The 19,858-nt window shown below is 66.1% G+C and carries 18 protein-coding genes and 1 pseudogene; 8 read left to right on the top strand and 11 right to left on the bottom strand.

Going from position 1 to position 19,858, the window contains the following annotated elements; all coding sequences use genetic code 11:
- Nucleotides 1–296: 296 nt before the first annotated feature.
- The 6 genes and pseudogenes from M0L44_RS12630 to M0L44_RS12655 form a co-directional block, all read right to left on the bottom strand.
- Nucleotides 297–419 (bottom strand): annotated as a pseudogene (locus M0L44_RS12630) (exodeoxyribonuclease III); the annotation flags it as partial.
- Between the two features lie 112 nt (nt 420–531).
- The gene (locus tag M0L44_RS12635; RefSeq protein WP_252770057.1) at nt 532–1,668 is read right to left on the bottom strand and encodes a phospholipase D-like domain-containing protein; all 1,137 of its coding nucleotides are present in this window, start codon (nt 1,666–1,668) and stop codon (nt 532–534) included.
- A 127-nt stretch (nt 1,669–1,795) separates the two neighbouring features.
- Nucleotides 1,796–2,701, bottom strand: a complete 906-nt coding sequence (locus M0L44_RS12640; protein ID WP_252770058.1) for a DNA methyltransferase — start codon at nt 2,699–2,701, stop codon at nt 1,796–1,798.
- Entirely contained in the window at nt 2,682–4,625 is a 1,944-nt protein-coding gene (locus M0L44_RS12645; protein ID WP_252770059.1) for an N-6 DNA methylase, read from the bottom strand. The genes M0L44_RS12640 and M0L44_RS12645 overlap by 20 nt, the downstream gene beginning before the upstream one ends.
- A 270-nt stretch (nt 4,626–4,895) precedes the next feature.
- The gene (locus M0L44_RS12650; protein WP_252770060.1) at nt 4,896–5,090 is read right to left on the bottom strand and encodes a ribbon-helix-helix protein, CopG family; all 195 of its coding nucleotides are present in this window, start codon (nt 5,088–5,090) and stop codon (nt 4,896–4,898) included.
- A 143-nt stretch (nt 5,091–5,233) separates the two neighbouring features.
- On the bottom strand, nt 5,234–6,028 hold the full coding sequence (locus M0L44_RS12655) for an exodeoxyribonuclease III (protein WP_252770061.1): 795 nt from the start codon (nt 6,026–6,028) through the stop codon (nt 5,234–5,236).
- A 13-nt stretch (nt 6,029–6,041) separates the two neighbouring features.
- Here M0L44_RS12655 and pyrE point away from each other — a divergent pair, with 13 nt between their 5' ends.
- Genes pyrE through M0L44_RS12670 form a run of 3 tightly spaced genes read left to right on the top strand, consistent with a single transcriptional unit; the run spans nt 6,042 to nt 7,819 of the window.
- Nucleotides 6,042–6,716 (top strand): orotate phosphoribosyltransferase, encoded by a 675-nt coding sequence (gene pyrE, locus M0L44_RS12660; protein ID WP_252770062.1) that lies wholly within the window; start codon nt 6,042–6,044, stop codon nt 6,714–6,716.
- A 2-nt stretch (nt 6,717–6,718) separates the two neighbouring features.
- Nucleotides 6,719–7,444 (top strand): DUF4124 domain-containing protein, encoded by a 726-nt coding sequence (locus M0L44_RS12665; RefSeq protein ID WP_252770063.1) that lies wholly within the window; start codon nt 6,719–6,721, stop codon nt 7,442–7,444.
- Between the two features lie 9 nt (nt 7,445–7,453).
- Nucleotides 7,454–7,819, top strand: coding sequence for a hypothetical protein (locus M0L44_RS12670; protein WP_252770064.1), 366 nt, complete (start codon nt 7,454–7,456; stop codon nt 7,817–7,819).
- Between the two features lie 46 nt (nt 7,820–7,865).
- Here the strand turns inward: M0L44_RS12670 and gatB are convergent, their stop codons facing one another.
- The 3 genes from gatB to gatC are packed head-to-tail and all read right to left on the bottom strand — an operon-like array spanning nt 7,866 to nt 11,105.
- Complete coding sequence (gene gatB, locus M0L44_RS12675) at nt 7,866–9,317, bottom strand: Asp-tRNA(Asn)/Glu-tRNA(Gln) amidotransferase subunit GatB (protein WP_252770065.1); 1,452 nt, start codon at nt 9,315–9,317, stop codon at nt 7,866–7,868.
- 1 nt (nt 9,318) lies between these two features.
- Nucleotides 9,319–10,809 carry an Asp-tRNA(Asn)/Glu-tRNA(Gln) amidotransferase subunit GatA gene (gene gatA / locus M0L44_RS12680; protein WP_252770066.1) on the bottom strand — a complete coding sequence of 497 codons (1,491 nt, stop codon included), beginning with the start codon at nt 10,807–10,809 and terminating at the stop codon, nt 9,319–9,321.
- Nucleotides 10,806–11,105, bottom strand: a complete 300-nt coding sequence (gene gatC, locus M0L44_RS12685; RefSeq protein WP_252770067.1) for an Asp-tRNA(Asn)/Glu-tRNA(Gln) amidotransferase subunit GatC — start codon at nt 11,103–11,105, stop codon at nt 10,806–10,808. Before gatC ends, gatA begins: the two co-directional genes overlap by 4 nt.
- Before the next feature lie 361 nt (nt 11,106–11,466).
- Between gatC and M0L44_RS12690 the strand changes: the two genes are divergently transcribed.
- The 5 genes from M0L44_RS12690 to rodA are packed head-to-tail and all read left to right on the top strand — an operon-like array spanning nt 11,467 to nt 17,306.
- Nucleotides 11,467–12,510, top strand: a complete 1,044-nt coding sequence (locus M0L44_RS12690; protein ID WP_022979182.1) for a rod shape-determining protein — start codon at nt 11,467–11,469, stop codon at nt 12,508–12,510.
- A 39-nt stretch (nt 12,511–12,549) separates the two neighbouring features.
- On the top strand, nt 12,550–13,500 hold the full coding sequence (mreC, locus tag M0L44_RS12695; protein WP_252770068.1) for a rod shape-determining protein MreC: 951 nt from the start codon (nt 12,550–12,552) through the stop codon (nt 13,498–13,500).
- Nucleotides 13,497–14,021: a rod shape-determining protein MreD gene (gene mreD / locus M0L44_RS12700; RefSeq protein WP_252770069.1), complete on the top strand. Its 525-nt coding sequence runs from the start codon at nt 13,497–13,499 to the stop codon at nt 14,019–14,021. Before mreC ends, mreD begins: the two co-directional genes overlap by 4 nt.
- Before the next feature lie 13 nt (nt 14,022–14,034).
- The gene (gene mrdA, locus M0L44_RS12705; protein ID WP_252770070.1) at nt 14,035–16,155 is read left to right on the top strand and encodes a penicillin-binding protein 2; all 2,121 of its coding nucleotides are present in this window, start codon (nt 14,035–14,037) and stop codon (nt 16,153–16,155) included.
- Nucleotides 16,152–17,306 (top strand): rod shape-determining protein RodA, encoded by a 1,155-nt coding sequence (rodA, locus tag M0L44_RS12710; protein ID WP_252770071.1) that lies wholly within the window; start codon nt 16,152–16,154, stop codon nt 17,304–17,306. The genes mrdA and rodA overlap by 4 nt, the downstream gene beginning before the upstream one ends.
- Before the next feature lie 58 nt (nt 17,307–17,364).
- Here rodA and M0L44_RS12715 read toward each other — a convergent pair whose 3' ends face one another.
- Entirely contained in the window at nt 17,365–18,021 is a 657-nt protein-coding gene (locus M0L44_RS12715) for a hypothetical protein (RefSeq protein ID WP_252770072.1), read from the bottom strand.
- A gap of 310 nt (nt 18,022–18,331) precedes the next feature.
- The gene (locus tag M0L44_RS12720; protein ID WP_252770073.1) at nt 18,332–19,822 is read right to left on the bottom strand and encodes a sensor histidine kinase; all 1,491 of its coding nucleotides are present in this window, start codon (nt 19,820–19,822) and stop codon (nt 18,332–18,334) included.
- Nucleotides 19,823–19,858 lie beyond the last annotated feature (36 nt).

Below are 19,858 nucleotides of genomic sequence, written 5' to 3' on the forward strand. Positions count from 1 at the left end.
GCCGCATACCGCCAGCCAGGTATGCCGAGCAACTGCGTCAGCAGGCAGGCGACGCCGCTCGTCACGAGATCCCTGCCCAGATCCATTAACCTTCAACCCCAGGACCCCAACCGAATCACTGGTGCGGCTGAAGGGGGCAGGTCAGAATGGCGGACCCCTTGCTACTTCACATTGGTACGGCCTGGGGGGGGCAGGTCACTGGGCCCCGCATGAAAAAGCCCGTCGCGGTCATGAAACCGGGACGGGCTGTGTTCGGCAGCACCTGCGGGGCGGGCCATGCCCGCGCGCTGGGGCGTTCAGATCTGGAAGTCGTAATCGACGATCAATGGCGCGTGGTCGCTGAATTTCTGGTCTTTGTAGATGGCCGCCTGACGAGCCTGCTCGGCCAAGGCCGGCGTGGCCAGGTGGTAGTCAATGCGACAAAAAACCTGCATTATTCCAAGTCCGTAGCAATCAGGTTGCGTCGCTAATGTCATTGATGGGCATCGCTCTGACGGTGAAGCGCACATAGGAAGGACGCCTCAAACGCCGTTAGATTGAGCGCCACCAAGTCGCGCGTTCGGCGTCTGCAATCGACATCTGGGTACTATTGTCCCGCCGGCCTTCATTGAGTGAGTGCATGATCTGAAGGCCTGGTGCTGAGGTGTTGTCATAGACCTGATAGACCACGCCGTCTGGCGTTCTCTCAAAGCGTGCGACTGGCTGGGCGAAGTTCGCCATCTCTGGGATCTCAAGCTTCAGGGTATTGAGGCCGCCTCTAGCGTGTGCAAAGCGAATGCCATGGCGCTCCCCTGTATGAGCGCTCTGCACTTCAGCTACGCCATCGAAGAAGGTGTGGGCGACACGCAAGGGAATCTGGGTTTGAGTGGGTCGAGTAGACTGATTGGCCTTCCTTAGCCGCATCAGAAGCACGGTTCCTGCAGGCGCAACAGGTGGCATAGCGGCGCCACCCGCACCCGCAGGGCCCCCCTCCCGACCCGCTGCTGCCTCGCCACGGTGGGCACCAGGTACCGGTGGAGGTAGCACCCGACGAGACCCGAATAGTGGTTGCCTACCTTGAAGACCACGACCAGCGCCATTGCCTCTAGGCCTGTCCGCCTGTGCCCGCGCCTCCTCGACAACGTAGCCATCAAGGACAAGCCGCTCGAGCAGTTCTCCGTCAAGTCGGATTGCTAACCTACTCTCGGTGTCCTTCCACGACTCAAGTGCATGTAGCGCTTGGCCAATCACCGGGGCATCTACCGGAACGTCCACCTGCAGTCCTGCCTCGACGTTCACATACAAGCCGGAACGAGTGAGATTGTTGGAGCCAACAATCAAACGAGCCTCCTCCTCATTCCTGAACAGGTACAGCTTGGGGTGAAAGACTCCCGACGCCTCATTGTGATACACGAAGGTCTCAATGCGTCCGTAAGCACCCAGGTCAAGAAGCGCCCGAAGACCCTCCATGGTGGTGTTTTGGATGTCGATTCCAACCACCACAGATAGCTGTCCACCGCGCTGCAGAAAGTTCGCGAAATGGGCGGACAAGTGAGCCATCCCTGAGGCTCGGACCCAGGCCACTGCAATGTCGAGTGAATCCCAGTAAGGATCCACGCCATTGACCTGATCAACATGCCGCAGGAACGCTGTCCCAAAGCGGGTGGCGAGGGGTTGGTTGTAGAACACGAGAGACCTCCGCTGTTTTGAGTGCGTTTATCTCTCCAATGCTACATGCCGGGCTGATGCAGACTGGGGCTTGAGCTGGACCTGACCTGGTTCGGCGGGTCGAAGTCACGCACCAACCAGGCAGGACTCAGTCTGTGGACGCGGAGTAAGCAGGCAAAGGCACCACCCCATCTGGAAAGTTGGACATCAACTCTTGGTAGGCCCGAACCTTTGGCCCCTTGGTCTTGACCGCTGGCGGCTTCGCGAAGATGAGGATGTACTCGTGGACGTTCTTGAAGAGAAAATTCGGCGGATAGGGGTAGCTTCCGAAGATGGGGCGCTGTCCATTTGCCGATCCCCACCTGCCGCCGGTTCCATCTTTGTTCCAGATGATCTCATTGACCATTACAAACCCGATTTGACGCAGCAACACTGCGAAGTCTGTGGCGAGAGGGAACGTGAGCAATCCGTGGTCGGTGTGCTGGTTGACGTTGGCCGTGACGATGCACAGCTTTCGGCCGGGCTTCAAGACCCGAAAGCACTCTTCAAAGACTGGACGGATAGACTCAAGGAAGTCACCGTATCCTTCGATTGCTCCAAGATTTGAGGCGCCGTCGCCATAGTCCGCCTTGTTCCAATAGGGCGGGCTCGTGACTACAAGTCCGACGCTGCCCGTGTCCACGAAGTGCAGATTCCGACTGTCGCCGTTAACGACGAGAAGCGGATCCGAGTGCTTCGAATCGTGTCCCTTGAGCTTTTTGCACTCTTGTTCGATGGTGCGGACGTAGGTTGGATTCTGGTCCACACAGATGGCGCGCCGACCCAAAGGAATCGCTGCCCGAGCGGTCGTTCCAGTGCCAGCAAACGGATCAAGAACAGTCTCACCGTGGAAGCTGAAGAGCTTGGTCAGTCGATGCGGGATCTCCAATGGGAAGACCGCCGGATGAAGATCGTGGGAAGTGTTCGCGATGGCCCAGACTGTCTTTGTGTACTCCCGCCACTCCTCCTTCGTAAGCTTGCTTCTCTCTTTGTCTTCAGGAGTAGGTGTACTCATCGCTTGTTCTTTCCTCAGCAGTAAGGGACTCGCAACGGCCCTCGTTCCATTCCGGCATCTTTGCAGCGGTCACGCCGCTCGTGAAAGTGAGCAAACTCTGGATGAAGCGGGGATCCAGGTCTAGCGCCTCGACGATCAATGCATCGAGAGCGTCCCGCGTCGAGTGAGCGCTATTGGTGGAGTACGCCAACGATGTGCGACCACGATTCACGCTGATAACTGGATTGCGCTGCGCCATGGCCCAGATAGCCTCACCCAGCTGTGCCAACGTCCCATCAACCGAGTGAGAACCGAATAGGCGCCCAATCGGCAACGTCCAGAGACTACCCCGCGAGACATGAAATCCGTCGCCGTTTACATGCCACCACCAGAACGCAAATCGACTAACAAGAAGGGCGTACACCCTTGCTGCATCCTCCCTTGACGCACAGTAAAGCGCATGCAGCGGGTGCTCAGACAGGGTGCCGGCGCTTTGTTCCCACTCTGGAGCACCGAGCATCACATTAAGAAAGTTGTAGGCAGTGGCTCCTACATAGACTGTCCGTTCGTCCCCTTGGAGCGTCTCATGCAGAGTGGCACGCCCGAAACCTCGGACAGCGTGCTCCAAGACTCGAGTGATTTGGTGGGCCTGCTGGAAGGCGACTGCCTCGAGGGTTCCGTTAACCTTTGGGACCCCTCGAGTGATGTCTGTGTCGACGGGTGTAAAGGCTATCGATTCCAACATCTGCGCGCGACTGTCTGCCCGCCATTTCCTGAGCGGTCCAGAAGCAATCATTGAGCGGGTCTCTGCTTCTTGCCGAGTCCAAATGACAATGGCGTTCCGAGTCTTGACGTCCTCTCCAAAAAGGGCGTGGGGCTCTCTGTCAAAGAACGCAAAGCGCCATTGCCCAGCCGTCCTGGCTATAAGTGACCGAAGTGCCACAAACTGCTTCCCAGTGCTGCATCCAACAGAAAGCGGAAGCACCATAGCGCCGCCATGCGAGGCGGGTGAGCTCAGCCGAATCATCTGCTCAACAAAGAGCGGATACATATCGGCTGTCACACGGGGCGCAGCTCTGATGGTCTCAAACCTTGCAGCCAGCTCAAGAAGGTCTCTTCCTTCACCAATCTCGGCATAAGGCGGATTGCCGATGACCAGGTCAGCACCCTCGCCGATCTCCGGAAACAATTCGCTGAATGGCAGCGAGTTGCCCGCCGGCAAACGGGTCAAGCACCTGACCTCAGGCAAGACCCCACCTACAAGCGATTGAACGGCCTCGCGTCGAACAGCTAGGCCAGGAGCGATGGTGGGAACGCGCAGCCCGGGGTCCAGCGCCAGCGAATCTTGATGGGCAAGATTGAGGCGCAGCAAGTGCCAAGCACAAATCGGCGGGAGGCCTCGTTGCCTGATGTCTGCCGCGCACTCCGTCCACAGCACAAACGCCGATGCATTCACCACCCAGGAGTCAATATCGGCACCAAAAATTCGGGAGGTCGCCAAGTCAAGGCTTCCCGCACCGTCACTACTCGTCGAATTCGCGGCCTTCAGGTATGAGCGGAGAAAGACGCCAGTGCCGCAAGCTGGATCAAAAGCGGTGTAGCCCCGGCGACGAGCTTCGAGTCCTTGGAGCGAATTTCGAACCATGAAGTCAGCGACGTCGCGCGGGGTGTAGAAGACACCTTCTTCCTTCTTTTTCTGGCGTGCCTCTATGGTCTCCGGCTTATGTCGGACACTCAGTCTGCTCGCCTGACCGTGTGGGTCCAGCACATAGGGCAGGAGTTCTGAATATGCTTGAGCATCGGCGCGCGCGCGGAGGCATCGCTCCACTTCGGCCAAGACGGCGGGTCTAACCACCGCGCTGAGTCGTTTAGCCGTCGTAGACCCGAGGAACCAGTCTTCCGCACTGCGCAGGTCGACTTCTGCAGAGATAGCTTCGGAGGCCACGCCTACGACCCAGATGGCAACTAGTTGCCAAGCAGCCAACTCATCGGTAGGCCGACTACCTGCAGTCTTATAAGTTCGGGCTCGAACTGAATAGAGGTTGTCCCAAAGTGTCGTCGCAACGTCGGACTTCAGTTCAGGACGGAGGAGCCCAACTGCGCGGCGCAGATCTGCTCCGTAGTGCTCTGCAACTGTTGAAAGGACATGACGCCGGCGAGGCGTCGCAAGACATGGTTTGGTCAAAGAGTGCCCCGAACGAAGAAGCGGAAGTCCCTAGCGGGACTCTGCCAAGAGAGGCCACTGCTCGTTGATGTACCGCTCTGCGGCATCGCGAATGACCCACGCCACAGAGACCTTCTTCTGTCGCGCGATGTCCTGAAGCGTGGAGTAAACCTCAGGGGGTAGGCTCGCCGTTGCCCTAGCGGCGCGTGGCTTACCAGATGGCTTGCGGCCTCGCTTGGATGGCATCTCCAGTGCCCCTGCTGAATTTGATGCAGCACTTTACATCACATTGCATCCCAAAGCTGTGCGGGTCAACCGCACAGTGGACGCAGATTGCATGTGCCATTTGGTGGGCCGTGGCATCGGCATCAGCTAGTGCCGACGCGCCCTCACAGGTCGAAGTCGTAATCGACGATCAACGGCGCGTGGTCGCTGAATTTCTGGTCCTTGTAGATGGCCGCCTGACGGGCCTGCTCGGCCAAGGCCGGCGTGGCCAGGTGGTAGTCCAGGCGCCAGCCCACGTTCTTCGCATAGGCCTGGCCGCGGTTGCTCCACCAAGTGTAGGCCTCGCCGGTGGTCTCCGGGTGCAGGCGGCGGTAGACGTCCACCACCCCGGCCTCGTCCAGCAAGCGGGTCATCCAGGCCCGCTCCTCGGGCAGGAAACCGCTGTTCTTCTGGTTGCCCTTCCAGTTCTTGAGGTCGATTTCCTTGTGGGCGATGTTCACATCGCCGACCAGGATGAACTCGCGCGTGCCCTTGAGGGCGTGCAGGTGCGGGTAGACCACGTCCAGGAAGCGGTACTTGGCCAGCTGCCGCTCCTCGCCCGAGGAGCCGCTGGGAAAGTAGCAGCTGATGATGCTGAGCTGGCGTCCGGGTTTGTCGAATCGCAACTCGACGTAGCGGCCCTCGGCATCGAATTCGGGCTCGCCCAGGCCGATGATGACGTCGCTGGGCTCGTGGCGGCTGTACACCCCGACACCGGAGTAGCCCTTCTTCTCGGCAAAGTGGAAATGCCCGGCCATGCCGGCCACCGTGTCGTATTTCCCCTGCACGTCGGGCGCCTGGGCCTTGACTTCCTGCACCCCCATACAATCGGGCGCGATACTCTCCGTCCAGGGCATGAAGCCCTTGCTGGCCGCCGATCGGATGCCGTTCAGGTTGAGTGTGACCAGTCTGAATCCCATTGAAGTCCCTTCCATGACGAACACCACCCACACCGACCCGCTGGCCCAGGACTTCGTGAAGTTCTCGGTGGACGCGGGGGTGCTGCGCTTCGGCGAGTTCACGACCAAGGCCGGCCGGAAGTCGCCGTACTTCTTCAACACGGGCCTGTTCGATGACGGCGCCAAGCTGATGCGGCTGGGCGAATTCTATGCACGCCGCCTGCTGGCCTCGGGGCTCGCATTCGACATGCTGTTCGGCCCGGCCTACAAGGGCATCACCCTGGCCGCTGCGGTGGCCATCGGCCTGGCCAAGGAAGGCCGCAGCGTGCCCTACGCCTACAACCGCAAGGAAGCCAAGGACCATGGCGAGGGCGGCACGCTGGTGGGGGCGCCCGTCAAGGGCCGGGTGCTGATCATCGACGACGTGATCACCGACGGCGCCTCCAAGCGCGAGGCCGCCGACATGATCCGCGCGGCCGGCGCCACCCCGGTGGGCGTGGCCATCACGATGGACCGCCAGGAGCGCGCCAGCGACGACCCGGCCAACCCGCGCTCGGGCGTGCAGTACGTCGAGCAGGAGCTGGGCCTGAAGGTGCTGTCCATCGCCACCCTGGCCGACCTGATGCAGTTCCTGGACACCACCGGCGACCCGACCCTGGCCGCCAACCGCGACAAGGTGGCGGCCTACCGCCAGCGCTACGGAGTGTGAGCATGGCGCGGCCGACCCCGATGAGCTTTCGCCCCGGGTTGGCCCGGTCGGTCGCCGTGGCGGCCGGCTCCGTGGCCGGGCTGTTGGTGTCGCCCGCCCAAGCCGTGACACCGGCCAAGGAGGGGGCCTCCGCCCCCATCTATTCCTGCGTGGATGCCAATGGCCGTCGCCTGAGTTCGGACCGCCCCATCCCCGAATGCCTGAGCCAGGAGCAGAACGTGCTGGGCAAGGATGGCACGGTGCGCAAGAAGGTGCCCCCGCTGCTGTCGCCCGAACAGCAGTCCCAGAAGGACGCCGAGCGCGCGGCCCAGGCCCGGGCCCAGGCGGCGCGGATGGAACAGGTTCGCAACGACCGACTGCTGCTCTCGCGCTACCCCACCCTGGCGGCCCATGACCAGGCGCGCCAGCGCGCGCTGGAATCGACCCAGAAGGCCATCGACACCATCCAGGTGCGCATTGCGCAGCTGGAGACCGAGCGGGTGGTCCTGGCCAACGAACGCGCCAACCAGGGCTTCAAGGCGGTGCCGGAGAACCTCAAGATGCGCACCAACGCCAACGACGGCAGCCTGGAGGCGCAGCGCACCCTGCTGCACAGCATGGAGGCCGAACGGGCCCGCATCAACCTGCAGTACGACAACGAGCGCCAGCGTCTGGCCCTGCTGCTGGCCGGCCTGCCGCCGGGGGCTCAGGTGGATGCCGGGGCACCGGCCGCTCCGACGTCCCGCTGAAGACCCACCATGCGTTTCAACACCCTTCTGCCGCTGCCGGCCCTCGGCCTGGGCCTGATGCTGGCCAGCGCGACCGCCCTGGCCGGGCCCACCGATTACCGCTGCCCGGCGCCGCACACGCTGCGCGCCGCCTTCACGCCGCGGGATGCCATCGTCACCTTCGACGGCCAGAACTACACCCTGCGCCGTGTGCGCGACAGCCGCGAGGCCCGCTTCACGAACGGCAAGCAGGGCGTGAGCCTGGCCCTGTCCGGCAGCAACGCCACCTGGCAGCGCAAGGGCGAGGACGATCTGGTCTGCCGCAAGGTGGTGGCTTCGCTGGAACCTGAGGCGCTGGCCGGCCAGCGACCGGCACCGACCACGCCGGCCCGCTGAGCGGCGCGGCCCTTCCCAGGGCCGCCCGCCTCGCTCATCGGCGGCCTCAGCCGAGCTTCTGCTTGAGCAGCTCGGTGGCTTGCGCCGGGTTGGCCTTGCCCTTGGACGCCTTCATCACCTGGCCGACCAGGGCGTTGAAGGCCTTGTCCTTGCCGGACTTGTACTCCTCGACCGACTTGGCGTTGGCGGCGATCACCTCGTCGACGATCTTCTCCAGCGCGCCGCTGTCGTTCATCTGCTTGAGGCCCTTGGCCTCGATGACCGCGTCCACGTCGCTGCCGGCGCCGGTCCACAGAGCGTCGAAAACCTGACGCGCAGCGTTGTTGGAAATGGTGCCGTCCTGGATGCGGCCGATCAGCTGCGCCAGCAGGGCCGGGCTCACCGGGGCATCCTGGAGCTCGCGCTCCTCGGCGTTCAGGCGCTTGCTCACCTCGCCCATCAGCCAGTTGACCACCAGCTTGGGCTGGCCGCAGGCGTCGCGCGCGGCCTCGTAGTAGCGGGCGAAGGCCAGCGACTGGGTCATCATCGTCGCGTCGTAGGCCGGCAGGCCGTCGGCCTGCTGAAAGCGCTCGGCCATCGCACGCGGCAGCTCGGGCATCTCGCCCCTGACGCGCTCGACCCACTCGGGAGCGATGACCAGCGGCGGCAGGTCCGGGTCGGGGAAGTAGCGGTAGTCGGCCGAGTCTTCCTTGCTGCGCATGGCCCGGGTCTCGCCCTTGTCCGGGTTGTAGAGCACCGTGGCCTGCTGGATCGTGAAGCCGTCTTCCAACTGGTCGATCTGCCAGTTCACCTCGTAGTGCACCGCGTCCACCAGGTAGCGGAAGCTGTTGAGGTTCTTGATCTCGCGGCGGGTGCCGAAGGGCTCGCCGGGCTTGCGCACCGAGACGTTGACGTCGCAGCGGAAGGAGCCTTCCTGCATGTTGCCGTCGCAGATGCCCAGCCACATGACCAGCGCATGCAGGGTCTTGGCGTATTCGACGGCCTCCTGGGCCGAGCGCATGTCGGGCTCGGAGACGATCTCCAGCAGCGGCGTGCCGGCGCGGTTCAGGTCGATGCCCGACTGGCCGTGGAAGTCCTCGTGCAGGCTCTTGCCGGCATCTTCCTCCAGGTGGGCGCGGGTGAGCTGCACCACTTTCTGGCGGTCACCGACGAAGAACGCCACGCTGCCGCCCTGCACCACCGGGATCTCGAACTGCGAGATCTGGTAGCCCTTGGGCAGATCCGGGTAGAAGTAGTTCTTGCGGGCGAAGATGGACAGCGGCGCCACCTTGGCGCCCACGGCCAGGCCGAAGCGGATGGCCCGCTCCACCGCGGCGCGGTTGAGCACCGGCAGCGTGCCGGGCAGGGCCAGGTCCACCGGGCAGGCCTGGGTGTTGGGCTCCGCGCCGAAGGCGGTCGAGGCGCCGCTGAAGATCTTGGACTGCGTGGAGAGCTGGACGTGGTTTTCCAGGCCGATCACGACCTCGTAGCCACGCACGAGTTGGGGTTGGCTGCTCATCTCAGAAACCCTCCGGGCTGCGGAGGTGATGGTCGGTCACCTGCTGCAGCGCATGCGCGGCCTGCAGCAGAGTGCCTTCCTGGAAGTAGTTGCCGATCAGCTGCAGACCCACCGGCATGCCGTGGGCGCCGAAGCCGGCCGGCACGCTCATGCCGGGCAGGCCGGCCAGGCTGGCGGGCAGGGTGAAGATGTCGGCCAGGTAGGCCTGCAGGGGGTCGTCGCCCTGGGCGCCGATCTGCCAGGCCACCGTGGGGGCCACCGGGCCGGCGATGACATCGCACTGCTGGAAGCAGCGCTGGAAGTCGTCGGCGATCATGCGGCGCAGCTTCTGGGCCTGCAGGTAGTAGGCGTCGTAGTAGCCGTGCGAGAGCACATAGGTGCCGATCATGATCCGGCGCTTGACCTCGGGGCCGAAGCCTTCGGCCCGGGTCTTCTTGTACATATCCAGCAGATCGGTGTAGTTCGCCGCACGATGACCGAACTTCACGCCGTCAAAGCGGCTCAGGTTGGAACTGGCCTCGGCCGGGGCGATGATGTAGTACACCGGGATGGACAGTTCGGTGCGCGGCAGGCTGACCTCGACCAGCGTGGCGCCCAGCGCCTCCAGCTGGGCCAGCGCGGCGCGCACCGCGCCGTCCACGTCCGCAGCCAGGGCCGCCGGGAAGAACTCCTTGGGCAGGCCGATGCGCAGGCCCTGCAGCGGCTTGGCGGCGCTGGCGCCCTCTCGGGGAGCCAACATCTGGGCGTGGAAATCCTGCGGCGGGCGCTGGGCACTGGTGCTGTCGCGCTCGTCGAAGCCGCTCATGGCCGACAGCAGCAGGGCGCAGTCCTCGGCCGAGCGGGCCATCGGGCCGGCCTGGTCCAGGCTGGAGGCGAAGGCGATCATGCCGTAGCGGCTGCAGACGCCGTAGGTGGGCTTGATGCCGGTGAGGCCCGAGAAGCTGGACGGCTGGCGGATGGAGCCGCCGGTGTCGGTGCCTGTGGCCGCCGGCACCAGGCGCGCGGCCACCGCGGCGGCCGAGCCGCCGGAGGAGCCACCGGGCACGCGGCTGCGGTCCCAGGGGTTCTGCACGGGCGTGTAGGCCGAGTTCTCGTTGGCCGAGCCCATCGCGAACTCGTCGCAGTTGAGCTTGCCCAGGCTGACCGTGCCGGCCGCCTTCAGGCGCGCCACCACGGTGGCGTCGAAGGGGCTCTGGTAGCCGGCGAGCATCTTGGAGCCGGCGGTGGTGGGCGCGTCGGCGGTGACGAAGATGTCCTTGTGGGCCATCGGCACGCCGGTCAGCACGCCGGCCTGGCCGGCGGCGCGGGCGGCATCGGCGGCCTGGGCGGCGACCAGGGCACCGTCGCGGTCCAGGTGCAGGAAGGCGCCCAGCGCGGCATGGACCTCGGCCCGGGCCAGCAGGGCCTGGGTCAGCTCGACGCTGGAGACAGTCTTGTCGGCCAGGGCACGGGCGGCGGCGGCCACGCCCAGGGTGTGCAGGTCCGCGCTCATTCGATCACCTTGGGCACGAGGAACAGGCCGCCATCGACGGCCGGGGCGCTGCGCTGGTTGCGCTCGCGGTTGTTGCCTTCGGTGACGGCGTCCTCGCGCAGGCGCAGCTGCACGTCCATCACCGCCGACAGCGGGGTGTACAGGGGTTCGACACCGCTGGTGTCGACGGCGCTCATCTGCTCGACGATGCCGAAGAAGTCGTTGAGCTGGACCAGCATCGCATCGGCTTCGGCACCGGAAAGCTCCAGGCGCGCCAGCTCGGCGATGCGGCTCACGTCCGCAGGGGTCAGGGCCATGGGTGTATCAAGTGGATTCGGAGGGCGGAACCAAAGCCGCCAGAGCCCCAACTAAGGGCTGCCGGCCCCCTTTGTCAGGGGGGCATAAGGTATTATCTCCGGTTATCTGCACACGCACGGAAGCCCTGCCGCACATGGGTTTGCGTGTGAACGTTGCAAGCCTGTGCCGCCAGTCCGTGCTGCTGGCCAGTGCCTCTGCCTCTTGCGACAGATCTCCTGGCCACACCCGTCCATTGCCACGCCATCCATGCGCATCCCGGTCTGCCGCCTGCTCCGCGTCCCGTCAGGGTCGGCGCGCGCGCGGCTGACTTCGCCGCGCCCCAGCTGCGGGCGCGCGCCCTCCGTCTGACCTGAGTCCTCCATGTTCGCCTCCCTGCGTCGCTACGTTTCCACCGATCTCGCGATCGACCTCGGCACTGCCAACACCCTGATCTACGTCCGGGGCAAGGGCATCGTGCTCGATGAACCCTCGGTCGTCTCCATCCGCCACGAAGGCGGCCCGAACGGCAAGAAGGTCATCCAGGCCGTCGGCCACGAGGCCAAGGCCATGCTGGGCAAGGTGCCCGGCAACATCGAGGCCATCCGGCCCATGAAGGACGGCGTGATCGCCGACTTCGTGATCACCGAGCAGATGATCAAGCAGTTCATCAAGATGGTGCATCCGCGCTCGGTGCTCAAGCCCAGCCCGCGCATCATCATCTGCGTGCCCTGCGGCTCCACCCAGGTGGAAAAACGCGCCATCCGCGACGCCGCCCTGGGCGCCGGCGCCTCCGAGGTGCACCTGATCGAGGAACCGATGGCCGCCGCGATCGGCGCAGGCCTGCCGGTGTCCGAGGCCTCGGGCTCGATGGTCATCGACATCGGCGGCGGCACCACCGAGGTCGGCGTGATCTCGCTGGGCGGCATGGTCTACAAGGGCTCGGTCCGCGTGGGCGGTGACAAGTTCGACGAGGCCATCATCAACTACATCCGCCGCAACTACGGCATGTTGATCGGCGAGCCCACCGCCGAGGCCATCAAGAAGAGCATCGGCAGCGCCTTCCCCGGCTCCGAGGTCAAGGAGATGGAGGTCAAGGGCCGCAACCTCTCCGAGGGCGTGCCGCGCAGCTTCACCATCTCGTCCAACGAGATCCTGGAAGCCCTGACCGACCCGCTCAACCAGATCGTCTCCGCCGTCAAGAACGCGCTGGAACAGACCCCGCCGGAGCTGGGCGCCGACATCGCCGAGCGCGGCATGATGCTGACCGGCGGTGGCGCCCTGCTGCGCGATCTGGACCGCCTGCTGGCCGAGGAAACCGGCCTGCCCGTGCTGGTGGCCGAGGACCCGCTGACCTGCGTGGTGCGCGGCTGCGGCATGGCGCTCGAGAGCATGGAACGCCTGGGCTCGATCTTCACCTCGGAATAAGACTCCGGCGGGCGCCTGGCGCGCCCCGGGACGACACCCATGCCGCTCGGCACGCTCGACCGCAACCCGCCGCCGTTCTTCCACCAGGGCCCTTCGGCCCTGTCGAGGCTGCTGCTGGCTGCCGCCCTGGCCATCTTCCTGATGGCCGCGGATCACCGCTTCGCGCTCATCCAGCCCCTGCGCAACGCCCTGGCCACCGGCCTGCTGCCGGCGGTGCGCGTGCTCGGCCTGCCCGTGGCCCTGGTGGGCGGCAGCGCCGACTATCTCGGCGGCCTGGACCAGGCCCTGGCCCGCAACCTGACGCTGCAGCGCCAGCTGACCGCGCAGGCGGAGCAGGCCAGCCGGGCCGACCGTCTGGCGCAGGAGAACCTCCAGCTGCGCGGCCTGTTGGGCCTGCGCCCGGCCACGCCGCCCCGCAGCCAGGTGGCCGAGGTGCTCTACGAGGCTCCTGACCCTTACGTGCACAAGATCTTCATCGACCGCGGCACCCAGCAAGGGGTGGCCGAAGGTGCGCCCGTGATGAACGAGCACGGCATCCTGGGCCAGGTGACCCGGGCCTATCTGCTGTCGTCCGAGGTGACGCTGCTGGCCGACCGCGACGCCACCATCCCGGTGCTCAACGCCCGCACCCAACACCGCAGCGCCGCCTTCGGCTCCGGTGACGAGGGGCAGATGGAGCTGCGCTTCGTGGCCGCCAACGACGACGTGAAGGTGGGTGACACACTGCTGACCAGCGGCGTGGACGGCATCTACCCGGCCGGTGTGCCGGTGGCCACAGTCACCTCGGTCAACCGCCAGGGCGAGGGTGGCTTCGCCCACATCGGCCTGGCCCCGGTGGCCAAGACCGGCGGCCTGCGCTTCGTGCTGCTGGTGGGGCCGCTGGACAAGAAGGCCGACACCGCCGTGGCTGCGGCCGTGGCGGCCGCCAGCGCCGCGGCATCCGCCGCCTCGGCCGCCAGCGCCAACGAGTTCGGGAGCGCACCGCGATGAGCATCATGCCGCGGGGTGCGGACCAGCTGCTGCTGCCGGTCAACCCCTGGTTCCTGTGGGCCTCGCTGCTGCTGGCCCTGGCCCTGAACCTGATCCCCCTGGGCTCCACGCCCTGGATGCCCGACTTCGTGGCCCTGGTGCTGGTGTTCTGGAGCGTGCACCAGCCGCGCCGGGTGGGCATCACCACCGCCTTCTTCTTCGGCTTGCTGATGGACGTGCATCACGGCTCGCTGCTGGGCCAGCACGCGCTGGCCTACAGCCTGCTGGGCTTCTTCGGCATCGCCATCCACCGCCGGGTGCTGTGGTTCGGCCTGTCCGGCCAGATGGCCCAGGTGGCGCCCGCGTTCTTCGCGGCCACCCTGTTGACCCTGCTAGTGCGTGCCGTGGCCGGCGATGGCTGGCCGGGCTGGAGCGTGCTGGTCGCGCCGCTGGCCCAGACCCTGCTGTGGCCGGTGGCCAGCCTGGTGCTGCTGGCGCCGCAGCGCCGCCCACCAGACCCCGACAAGAACCGCGTCCTGTGAGCCGGGTGCCCGCATGACCGAGTTGCGCAACATCCAGCGGGAACTGGAGCGCTTCCGCTTCCGCTCGATCGCCGCTGCGGCCTTCGTGCTGCTGAGCTTCGGCCTGCTCGTCAGCCGTCTGGTGGTGCTGCAGGTGGCCCGGCACGATGAACTGTCCACCCGGGCCGAGGCCAACCGCATCGCGGTGCTGCCCATCGTGCCGCAGCGGGGCCGCATCCTGGACCGCAACGGCGTGGTGCTGGCCACCAACTACACGGCCTACACGCTGGAGATCACCCCCTCCAAGGTGAGCAATCTGGAGCAGACCATCGACCAGCTGGCTCAGCTGATCGACATCCAGCCGCGCGACCGCAAGCGCTTCAAGCGGCAGATGGAGGAGAGCAAGAGCTTCGAGAGCCTGCCCATCCGCACCAAGCTGACCGACGAGGAGATGGCGCGCTTCCTGGCCCAGCGCTTCCACTTCCCCGGCGTGGACATCAAGGCCCGGCTGTTCCGCAGCTACCCGCTGGGTGACACCGCCAGCCACCTGCTGGGCTACATCGGCCGCATCAACCAGGCCGAGAAGACCGCGATGGAGGACTGGGACGAGGACCGCCTGGCCAACTACCGCGGCACGGAATACATCGGCAAGCTGGGCCTGGAGCAGAGCTACGAGGCCGAACTGCACGGTCGCACCGGCTACGAGGAGGTGGAGACCGCCGCCAGCGGCCGCGCGGTGCGGCGCCTGAACAGCCACCCCCCCACCCCCGGCAACGAGCTGCACCTGTCGATCGACATCAAGCTGCAGCACCTGGTGGAGCAGCTCTACGGCGACCGCCGCGGCGCGCTGGTGGCCATCGACCCGCGCAACGGCGAGGTGCTGGCCTTTGTCTCCAAGCCCACCTTCGACCCCAACCTCTTCGTCGACGGCATCGATTTCGACAGCTGGCGCGAGCTCAACGAATCGATCGACAAGCCGCTGCTCAACCGGGCGCTGCGCGGCACCTATCCGCCGGGCTCCACGTTCAAGCCCTACATGGCGGTGGCGGCGCTGACCACGGGCAAGCGCGATCCGCACCTGGTCATCCAGGACAACCTGAGCTACACCTTCGGCGGCCACACTTTCGGCAGCCCCGAAACCGACCGCGCCGGCCCCAAGGACATGCGGCTGGCCATCATCACCTCGTCCAACGTTTACTTCTACAGCCTGGCCGTGGAGATGGGCGTGGACCTGATCCACGAGCAGCTCGAGCCCTTCGGCTTCGGCCGCAGGACGGGCATCGACCTGGAGGGCGAGGTCACCGGCGTGCTGCCCTCCACCGAATGGAAGCGGCGCACCTACAAGCGGCCGGAGCAGAAGAAGTGGTACCCCGGCGAGACGGTGTCGCTGGGCATCGGCCAGGGCTACAACAACTTCACGATGACCCAGCTGGCCACCGCCATGGCCACACTGTGCACTGGCGGCCAGCGCTTCCAGCCCCGGCTGGTGCGCGAGGTCGAGGACCTGGTCTCGCACGACAAGCGCATCGTCTCCTCCGACGCCCTGCCCCCACTGCCCCTCAAGCCGCAGGATGTGTCGCTGGTGCTGGACGCCATGGTGGGCGTGGCCCAGGCCGGCACCTCCTCGCGGGTGTTTGCCGGCGCGCCCTACGTGAGCGGCGGCAAGACCGGCACCGCCCAGGCCGTGACCATGCGCAGCGGGGAGAAGTACAGCGCCGCCCGGGTGGCCGAGCACCAGCGCGACCACTCGCTCTACATCGCCTTCGCGCCGCGCGACAACCCGCGCGTGGCCCTGGCCCTGATCGTCGAGAACGCCGGCTGGGGCACGGCAGCCGCAGCCCCGATTGCGCGCCGCGTGCTGGACTATGTGCTGATGGGACAGTACCCCAGCGAGGAAGACATCGCCCTGGTGCGCGAAGGCAAGTCCGTTGGCCCGCCGGTGGGCACCCCGCGCCGGGTGGAGGACGTGCCGCTGCCTCACACCAACCCGGTGGACATGCCACTGGGATTGGCCCCCGCGCCGGCCGCCAGCGGCGCCTCCGCGGCGGGCGCGGTGCCGGCAGCCAGCGGTGCGACGGCCGCGTCCCGTTCCGCGTCTCGTCCGGCCGCCAACCCGATCCCGGCCGCCCCCGTGGCCTCAGGAGCCTCACGATGAGCGTCGTCTTCGAGCGTCCCTCGCTGTGGCGCCGCCTGCAGCCCATCTTCAGCGGCTTCGACCTGCCCTTGCTGGCTGGCCTGGTGGTGCTGGGCATGATGGGCCTGGTGACGATGTATTCGGCCGGCTACGACAACGGCAGCCGCTTTGCCGACCACGGTCGCAACATGCTGCTGGGCCTGGGCATCCTGTTCCTGGTGGCCCAGGTGCCTCCGCAGCGCCTGGCCCAGCTGGCGGTGCCGCTCTACTCGCTTGGCGTGGCCCTGCTGGTGGCCACCGCCCTGTTCGGTATCACCAAGAAGGGGGCGACCCGTTGGCTCAATGTCGGGGTCGTGATCCAGCCCAGCGAGCTGATGAAGATCGCCATGCCGCTGATGCTGGCCTGGTGGTTCCAGAAGCGCGAAGGCCAGCTGCGCGCGCTGGACTTCGTGGCCGCGGCCCTGCTGCTGATCGTGCCGGTGGGGCTGGTGGTCAAGCAGCCCGACCTGGGCACCGCCATCCTGATCCTCTCCGGCGGGCTCTACGTCATCTACTTCGCCGGCCTGTCCTGGAAGCTCATCCTGCCGGTGCTGCTGGCTGGCGCGGTCGCCGTCACGGCCATCGTGCTGTCGGCCGACCGCATCTGCCAGGACGACGTGACCTGGCCGCTGCTGCGCGAATACCAGAAGCACCGCGTCTGCACGCTGCTGGACCCCACCACCGACCCGCTGGGCAAGGGCTTCCACATCATCCAGGGCATGATCGCGATCGGCTCGGGCGGCGTCACCGGCAAGGGCTTCATGCAGGGCACCCAGACCCACCTGGAATTCATCCCCGAGCGCACGACCGACTTCGTCTTCGCCGCCTTCGCCGAGGAGTTCGGCCTGATGGGCGCGCTGGCCCTGATCACGGCCTTCACCTTCGTGCTGGCGCGCGGCCTGCTGATCGCCAACTCGGCCCCCACCGTCTTCTCGCGCCTGCTGGCCGGCGCGTTGACGATGAGCTTCTTCACCTACGCGATGGTGAACATGGGCATGGTCAGCGGCATCCTGCCGGTGGTGGGCATCCCCCTGCCCTTCATCAGCTACGGCGGCACGGCCATGGTCACCCTGGGTTTTGCGCTGGGCATGCTGATGTCCATCGCCAAGAGCCGCCGGCTGATCCAGACCTGAGACCGCAATGAGAAAGGGCTCCCCAAGGGAGCCCGATTTTTCGGCGCATGGCCTGCCGTCAATTGGCGTGCTGGCAACCCGGTGCGGAGGTCGATGCCGCCAGCATGTTCTCCAGCAGGGGTTTGGCGTCCCAGTCGTGGTCCCAGGCGTACTCCAGGGTCAGGCCACTGGCGATCACGCGTCCCTGCTTCCAGCAGTAGTCCACCAACGTCGCGTTCCCCACGGTGTCGGTCAGGATGGTCTTGATCGGGGGTTGGACCATCAGGGCATTCTGGCTGGCCGAGCTGCCGTTGATGGTAGAGGGCACGCCCTTCATCAGCGGCCACTTGGGGCGAACGGCCACATCCAGGTCGTCACGGGCATTGAAAGAGGCCACCATCTTGGGCAGGACCCCGGTGAAACGCCCGTTGTTCCAGCCATGGTCGGCCACATGGAACTCCAGCGTCCGCGGGCCGGTCTTCACCCAGTGGTTGATCCGGCCCATTTGCGCCTTCAACGTGTCATAGAAGGGCTGCGGCTGGTCGCTGGAAACGATGATCACCGAATACTGTTCGAGCCCGATGTCGGACATCGCGGCCAGCGCGTCGGCGGTGGCGGTGGAAAAAGCCACCCCCAGATTGTTGAGGATGGTTTCGTTGGCCACCGATCCCCAGGGCTGGGTCTCCTGTAGCAGCAGCACCGTGGGCGGCGCCAGCTGAGCAGCCGTGGAAGCCATGGGGACGGCGCGCAGAGCATCCGCCTGAGGGGGTCGCTGCGTCGTCACGGAAGCCGATGCACCAAGGGCCATCGCCGACAGGAGCAGCGCCGACAGACGGGGGCAGGCTCGGACATTCTTCATGAGGAGATCCTCGATCGGGAAAAAGCGTGGTCCTTGGGTACTGCCAAATGTTGGATTGACTTTGGCGCACCCTTGAGCCTGAAGCAATCGTAGGAATCCCTCCCTGCACCGACCATCCCCATAAGGGATGAGCCGTCCCCTGGACAGGGGACCCACCCCCAAGAACAGGGGGGATGACACCCTGAGGCTAGGTCTCGCGGGTGGCCGTGAAGCGCACAGTGAAGACCGTGCCCGGACGCTCGCCCGGTGGCACCGGCCCGCCACTCCAGGCGTTCTCGATGTCCACACTGGCACCGTGGCGCTCGGCGATCTCCTTGACGATGGCCAAGCCGAGGCCGCTGCCATCGACATCGGTGCCCAGGGCCCGGTAGAAGGGCTGAAAGACCTGTTCGCGCTCGGCCGACGGGATGCCCGGGCCGTTGTCCTCCACCTGCAGGGCCACCACCTGGCCAAAGGGATCGGGCACCACGCGCACCGTCACCGTGCCCTCGGCCGGCGTGTACTGCAACGCGTTGTCCACCAGGTTGCGCACCATCTCGCGCACCAGCAGGGGCTGGCCCATCAGCGTGGGCATGGGGTCGCCCGGGGCCGGGCCTTCGTAGCCCAGGTCGATGCGCTTGTCCAAGGCCTTGGGCACGAAGTCCTGCACCGTCTCGGTGGCAATGTCGGCCAGGTCGAAGGGCAGCTGCCGCCGCGACTGCTCCTCGTCCTCGGCCCGGGCCATCGAGAGCAACTGGTTGACCATGTGGGCCGCCCGCTGGCTGGACAGGGCAATCTGCGCCAGGCTGCGGCGCACCGACTGGGCGTCGCCGCCAGCGTCGATCTCGCGCTGGGCCAGCTCGGCCTGCATGCGCAGACCCGCCAGCGGCGTCTTGAGCTGGTGGGCCGCATCGGCCAGGAAGTGCTTCTGTGCGCCCACCGACTGGTCCAGCCGGCCCAGCAGGTCGTTGATGGAGCGCACCAGCGGCGCCACCTCCTCGGGCGCCTCCAGCTCGTCGATGGGGCTGAGGTCGTGGCTCTCGCGGCGGCGGATGCGCTGCTGCAGCTCATTGAGCGGGGCGATGCCACGCGCCAGTGCGAACCACACCAGCAGCACCGCCACCGGAAGAATCACAAACTGGGGCAGGATCACGCCCTTGATGATCTCGGTGGCCAGGCGGGAACGCTTGCCCTGCGTCTCGGCCACCTGCACCAGCGCGATCGGCGAGGCTTCGCTGGTCTCGGCCGTGGGCCGCAGCATCGCCACCCGCACCGGTTCGCTGAACACCTCGGCATCGCGCCACACCACCTCGCCCACTGGCAGCGGATCCCCGATCGGCACGGGAATCTCGCCGTCGCCCGCCAGCAGCCGCCCCTGCGCGTCCATCACCTGGAAGTAGATCTTGTCGACCTCGTCGCCCCGCAGCAGCACCGCGGTGGGCTCCGGCAGCGGCACCGGCAGATCGATGGGGTGAGCGGCCAGCTCGAGCGCCACCTGGCGGGAGATGACCCGGGCCAGCTGAGCCAGATCGCGGTCATAGGGGCGGGCGGCAATGTTCTGCGCCACCAGCCAGGTCAGGGCCACGCTCATCGGCCACAGCAGCAGCAACGGCGCCAGCATCCAGTCCAGGATCTCGCCGAACAGCGAGCGCTGCTCACGCGGAGCACTGGAGCGGCGGACGGACGAGAGCAGCCTCATGGTGCGTGCAGCCTAGGCCAGGCGCCTGACGCCGTG

Source organism: Ideonella oryzae (assembly GCF_024055665.1).
Taxonomy (GTDB): Bacteria; Pseudomonadota; Gammaproteobacteria; order Burkholderiales; family Burkholderiaceae_C; genus Ideonella; species Ideonella oryzae.